Source organism: Streptococcus sp. A25, assembly GCF_043674095.1.
GTDB lineage: Bacteria > Bacillota > Bacilli > Lactobacillales > Streptococcaceae > Streptococcus > Streptococcus suis_V.
In genome coordinates, this window is record NZ_JBIMJO010000034.1 from 1 (window position 1) to 5,340 (window position 5,340).

General features: G+C 36.7%; 4 protein-coding genes and 5 pseudogenes. All 9 read left to right on the forward strand.

The window, feature by feature from the left end; genetic code table 11:
- Positions 1-105: pseudogene (gene cadX / locus ACHBID_RS10935) on the forward strand (Cd(II)/Zn(II)-sensing metalloregulatory transcriptional regulator CadX); the annotation flags it as partial.
- Between the two features lie 5 nt (positions 106-110).
- Positions 111-686: pseudogene (locus ACHBID_RS10940) on the forward strand (recombinase zinc beta ribbon domain-containing protein); the annotation flags it as partial.
- A gap of 460 nt (positions 687-1,146) precedes the next feature.
- A pseudogene (locus tag ACHBID_RS10945) lies at positions 1,147-1,336 on the forward strand (hypothetical protein).
- A 20-nt stretch (positions 1,337-1,356) separates the two neighbouring features.
- Positions 1,357-1,965, forward strand: coding sequence for a YdhK family protein (locus tag ACHBID_RS10950; RefSeq protein ID WP_170243550.1), 609 nt, complete (start codon positions 1,357-1,359; stop codon positions 1,963-1,965).
- A 211-nt stretch (positions 1,966-2,176) separates the two neighbouring features.
- A pseudogene (locus ACHBID_RS10955) lies at positions 2,177-2,356 on the forward strand (class I SAM-dependent methyltransferase); the annotation flags it as partial.
- 32 nt (positions 2,357-2,388) lie between these two features.
- Positions 2,389-3,297 (forward strand): aminoglycoside 6-adenylyltransferase, encoded by a 909-nt coding sequence (gene ant(6), locus ACHBID_RS10960; RefSeq protein WP_394732346.1) that lies wholly within the window; start codon positions 2,389-2,391, stop codon positions 3,295-3,297.
- Entirely contained in the window at positions 3,294-3,836 is a 543-nt protein-coding gene (gene sat4 / locus ACHBID_RS10965) for a streptothricin N-acetyltransferase Sat4 (protein ID WP_394732347.1), read from the forward strand. Before ant(6) ends, sat4 begins: the two co-directional genes overlap by 4 nt.
- 92 nt (positions 3,837-3,928) lie before the next feature.
- Positions 3,929-4,723 (forward strand): aminoglycoside O-phosphotransferase APH(3')-IIIa, encoded by a 795-nt coding sequence (gene aph(3')-IIIa, locus ACHBID_RS10970; RefSeq protein WP_001096887.1) that lies wholly within the window; start codon positions 3,929-3,931, stop codon positions 4,721-4,723.
- A gap of 350 nt (positions 4,724-5,073) precedes the next feature.
- Positions 5,074-5,259 (forward strand): annotated as a pseudogene (locus tag ACHBID_RS10975) (replication initiation protein); the annotation flags it as partial.
- Between the last annotated feature and the right edge of the window lie 81 nt (positions 5,260-5,340).

Here is a 5,340-nt window from a genome sequence, read left to right on the forward strand (position 1 = left end):
AAACTAGCCAATCAAAACATCTTGGACACTAGAAGAGAGGGGAAAATTATATATTATTTTATAAAAGATGAGGAAATCAGAGATTTTTTTAATCAACTAGGATAACAACTATTCAAAATGATGGACAAGTCAATCAATACTATGTGGAAGATAGCCACGAAGGTATTATTGATGAGGAGATTTGGGAGACTGTTCAACTGGAAATAGCTAGACGCAAAACTTATCGAGAGGAACATCAACTCAAGTCTTATATCATGCAGAGTGAGGACAACCCATTTACCACCAAGGTTTTCTGCCAAGCCTGTGGGTCTGCCTTTGGTCGAAAGAATTGGGCAACCAGCCGAGGGAAACGTAAAGTTTGGCAATGTAACAACCGCTATCGCATCAAGGGAGTTGAAGGGTGTTACAGTAGCCATTTGGATGAAGCGACACTTGAGCAGATTTTCCTAAAGGCGTTAGAGATACTGAGCGAGAACATTGATTTGCTTGAGGGCAAGTGGGAGAAAATCTTAGAAGAGAATCGCCTGCTTGATAAGCACTACAGCATAGCATTGAGTGACCTGATTAGGCAGGAGCAGACAGACTTCAATCACTCAGATATGTGCCGAGTGCTAGACCATATCAGGATAGGGCTTGAAGGAGAGATAACCGTTCGCTTCCTGGAAGGAACTGAGGTAGACTTATAGAATAGCTGAAATTCCCTACTTTCATAGAGTACTACGAACGTATCTAAAAGAGCAACTGTATCCAACCTTGATGCAAAAGAGTGGATACCAGAAGGGTAATGTACCTATTGAATATTATCAGGAGCTTATCGGTGTCTGTTTTATCGAGACGGTTCGCTGGGGTATCAGAAACCGTATTGCTTCAACAGAGGAACTTTGCACCTACTTCTTGAATTTTTTAAACATTAAAAAACTGTCGAGAATATTTTTCTTGACAGCTCATTTTTTTTGATGATATAATTACAAATGTAATCAATCGACTACAATTGTAGTCTGTCGAAAGGAGGAAAGGTATTGAAAAGAGCTTTGTTGAAGCGCATAAAGGTAGTATAACTGTAAAAAGTAAATTAGGTCTAAGAACTAAATTTGTTATAAAGTTACCATTTCAATAAAGGAGGAGAGTTATTTATTTCAAAAATAGATAAAAAATGCTAAACTAATATGTGAATGTTGGTCAAAAAATATTTTTTCAACTGATTTCAATAGATAGTATCGAAAAAGTTCATTTAGATATCTTATCAAATTCTGTAGTAATCTTTTCTAAGAAGGACTTATCAATAGCTACAATTAAAAAAGAAGTTTTTGGATTACAAATTTATGAGATGACTTAAATGTGATTAATTAAAGGAGGATGAACACAGTGAAAAAGATGATAAAATTAGTATTTGTAAGTCTTGGAATTATTGTATTTTTAGGAGCGTGTAGCAATCAAAGTGAATCGAATAATTCTAAAAGTACAAACGAGGAATCGACTTCTATAGCGTCTAGTAAAATGAATAGTATGGAGGGAATGAATCATGAGGGAATGAATCATGAAGGTATGGTTCCTTCTTCAATGAAAGATGCTGCGCACCCTAAATTCCCGGTGGGAAGTAATGTTATACTGCTAGGCGATCATATGAAAGGGATGAAAGGTGCAAAAGCTCAAGTTGTAGGAGCCTTTGATACTACAATTTATGAAGTAAGCTATAAGCCAAAAACTGGGGGACCAATGGTTAAGAATCATCGATGGGTAGTACAAGAAGAGTTAAAAGATACTAAGACTGTAGCAAATGAGGGCGATACTGTTATCTTGAATGCCGATCACATGGATGGGATGATGGGAGCTGAAGCAAAAGTAGATAAATCTATTACAAGAACTGTTTACGTTGTTAATTACACTCCAACCAATGGTCAAAAAGAAGTTAAGAATCATATGTGGGTAACTGAAGATGAGATGGAATATGACAAAAATAATTGATTTACAAGCTCCAGAAACAGATATTGAAACTATTCGACAAGGGTTTGAATCTGTTATTCAATATATAAAAATTTCATAAAAATAATCCTCTGAAGTCAAGAGTAACTTCAGAGGTTTTTACTGTTCAATAGGCATAAAATTTCCAGTAATCTTTCCCACAATCCTTGGTTAGTCTTCTACTGGCGCAAACTTGTCTGGGTAAGCCTTATTGAAGGTTACAAAATATCATAGAACACTGACCACATATCTAAATACACTGCTTTCAAATAGTTTTATAATAAATCAGATTGTGGAGCCACAGCCGCCAGAGAACATGATGGATATTCCGGGGATGGCGGATGAAATGCGACGCCCAATGATGCTGATTGTATCGGCAAAAAAGAAGATGTAATAATATAGAAAAAATAAACGAGGAGTATGTAAATGAGATCAGAAAAAGAAATGATGGATTTAGTACTTTCTTTAGCAGAACAGGATGAACGTATTCGAATTGTGACCCTTGAGGGGTCACGCGCAAATATTAATATACATAAAGATGAATTTCAGGATTATGATATTACATATTTTGTAAGTGATATAGAACCGTTTATATCTAATGATGACTGGCTTAATCAATTTGGGAATATAATAATGATGCAAAAGCCGGAGGATATGGAATTATTCCCACCTGAAGAAAAGGGATTTTCCTATCTTATGCTATTTGATGATTACAATAAAATTGATCTTACCTTATTGCCCTTGGAAGAGTTAGATAATTACCTAAAGGGCGATAAATTAATAAAGGTTCTAATTGATAAAGATTGTAGAATTAAAAGGGACATAGTTCCGACTGATATAGATTATCATGTAAGAAAGCCAAGCGCAAGGGAGTATGATGATTGCTGCAATGAATTTTGGAATGTAACACCTTATGTTATTAAAGGATTGTGCCGTAAGGAAATTTTATTTGCTATTGATCATTTTAATCAGATTGTTCGCCATGAGCTGCTGAGAATGATATCATGGAAGGTCGGCATCGAAACAGGCTTTAAATTAAGTGTAGGCAAGAACTATAAGTTTATTGAAAGGTATATATCCGAGGATTTGTGGGAGAAACTTTTGTCCACCTACCGGATGGATTCCTATGAAAACATATGGGAAGCATTATTTCTATGCCATCAATTGTTCAGGGCGGTATCCGGTGAGGTGGCGGAAAGGCTTCATTATGCCTATCCGGAGTATGATAGGAATATAACAAAATATACCAGGGACATGTATAAAAAATACACTGGTAAAACCGGCTGCCTGGATAGCACATATGCCGCTGATATAGAAGAGAGGCGGGAACAGTGATTACAGAAATGAAAGCAGGGCACCTGAAAGATATCGATAAACCCAGCGAACCATTTGAGGTGATAGGTAAGATTATACCGAGGTATGAAAACGAGAATTGGACCTTTACAGAATTACTCTATGAAGCGCCATATTTAAAAAGCTACCAAGACGAAGAGGATGAAGAGGATGAGGAGGCAGATTGCCTTGAATATATTGACAATACTGATAAGATAATATATCTTTACTACCATAACGATAAATGCGTCGGAAAAGTTAAACTGCGAAAAAATTGGAACCGGTACGCTTATATAGAAGATATCGCCGTATGTAAGGATTTCAGGGGGCAAGGCATAGGCAGCGCGCTTATCAATATATCTATAGAATGGGCAAAGCATAAAAACTTGCATGGACTAATGCTTGAAACCCAGGACAATAACCTTATAGCTTGTAAATTCTATCATAATTGTGGTTTCAAAATCGGCTCCGTCGATACTATGTTATACGCCAACTTTGAAAACAACTTTGAAAAAGCTGTTTTCTGGTATTTAAGGTTTTAGAATGCAAGGAACAGTGAATTGGAGTTCGTCTTGTTATAATTAGCTTCTTGGGGTATCTTTAAATACTGTAGAAAAGAGGAAGGAAATAATAAATGGCTAAAATGAGAATATCACCGGAATTGAAAAAACTGATCGAAAAATACCGCTGCGTAAAAGATACGGAAGGAATGTCTCCTGCTAAGGTATATAAGCTGGTGGGAGAAAATGAAAACCTATATTTAAAAATGACGGACAGCCGGTATAAAGGGACCACCTATGATGTGGAACGGGAAAAGGACATGATGCTATGGCTGGAAGGAAAGCTGCCTGTTCCAAAGGTCCTGCACTTTGAACGGCATGATGGCTGGAGCAATCTGCTCATGAGTGAGGCCGATGGCGTCCTTTGCTCGGAAGAGTATGAAGATGAACAAAGCCCTGAAAAGATTATCGAGCTGTATGCGGAGTGCATCAGGCTCTTTCACTCCATCGACATATCGGATTGTCCCTATACGAATAGCTTAGACAGCCGCTTAGCCGAATTGGATTACTTACTGAATAACGATCTGGCCGATGTGGATTGCGAAAACTGGGAAGAAGACACTCCATTTAAAGATCCGCGCGAGCTGTATGATTTTTTAAAGACGGAAAAGCCCGAAGAGGAACTTGTCTTTTCCCACGGCGACCTGGGAGACAGCAACATCTTTGTGAAAGATGGCAAAGTAAGTGGCTTTATTGATCTTGGGAGAAGCGGCAGGGCGGACAAGTGGTATGACATTGCCTTCTGCGTCCGGTCGATCAGGGAGGATATCGGGGAAGAACAGTATGTCGAGCTATTTTTTGACTTACTGGGGATCAAGCCTGATTGGGAGAAAATAAAATATTATATTTTACTGGATGAATTGTTTTAGTACCTAGATTTAGATGTCTAAAAAGCTTTAACTACAAGCTTTTTAGACATCTAATCTTTTCTGAAGTACATCCGCAACTGTCCATACTCTGATGTTTTATATCTTTTCTAAAAGTTCGCTAGATAGAGTTCTATATTAGAGATGTAAAGAGTTTTGGTGAAGAGGTTTGTGAGTATGGCTTTTATAACCAGGGTGCAATGAGAAGCACTAACAGCAGCTAGCTTAAGAACGCATAGGATATACTTTACATGGAAGTTGTACCGAAATATTGTGTTGTGAAGTCTATATAATTTTAAAATTATGAAGTCTATATACGTGCGTAAAGATATTTAAAGAGATTAAAAATAATAAAAATAAAAATTGAATTAAAAAGAGATATGGTTGATTATTGGAACGATTGTTTTAATGATTTACATATATTACAACCAGATTGGAAAACTATCGAACGTACTTCTGATAGAGCAATGGTTTTTATGTTGTTGAATGATGAAGAAGAATGGGGAAAATTAGAAAGACGTACTAAGAATAAATATAAAAAATGGTTCTGTTGCAAAGTTTTAAATAAAGAATAAAATCCCTTACGGTATCTATGATTTAATCTGGGATTCCCAATAATA

Excerpts from the sequence above, each read along its gene's own strand:
- ACHBID_RS10950 (WP_170243550.1), top strand. The coding sequence starts at position 1,357 with ATGAACACAGTGAAAAAGATGATAAAATTAGTATTTGTAAGTCTTGGA.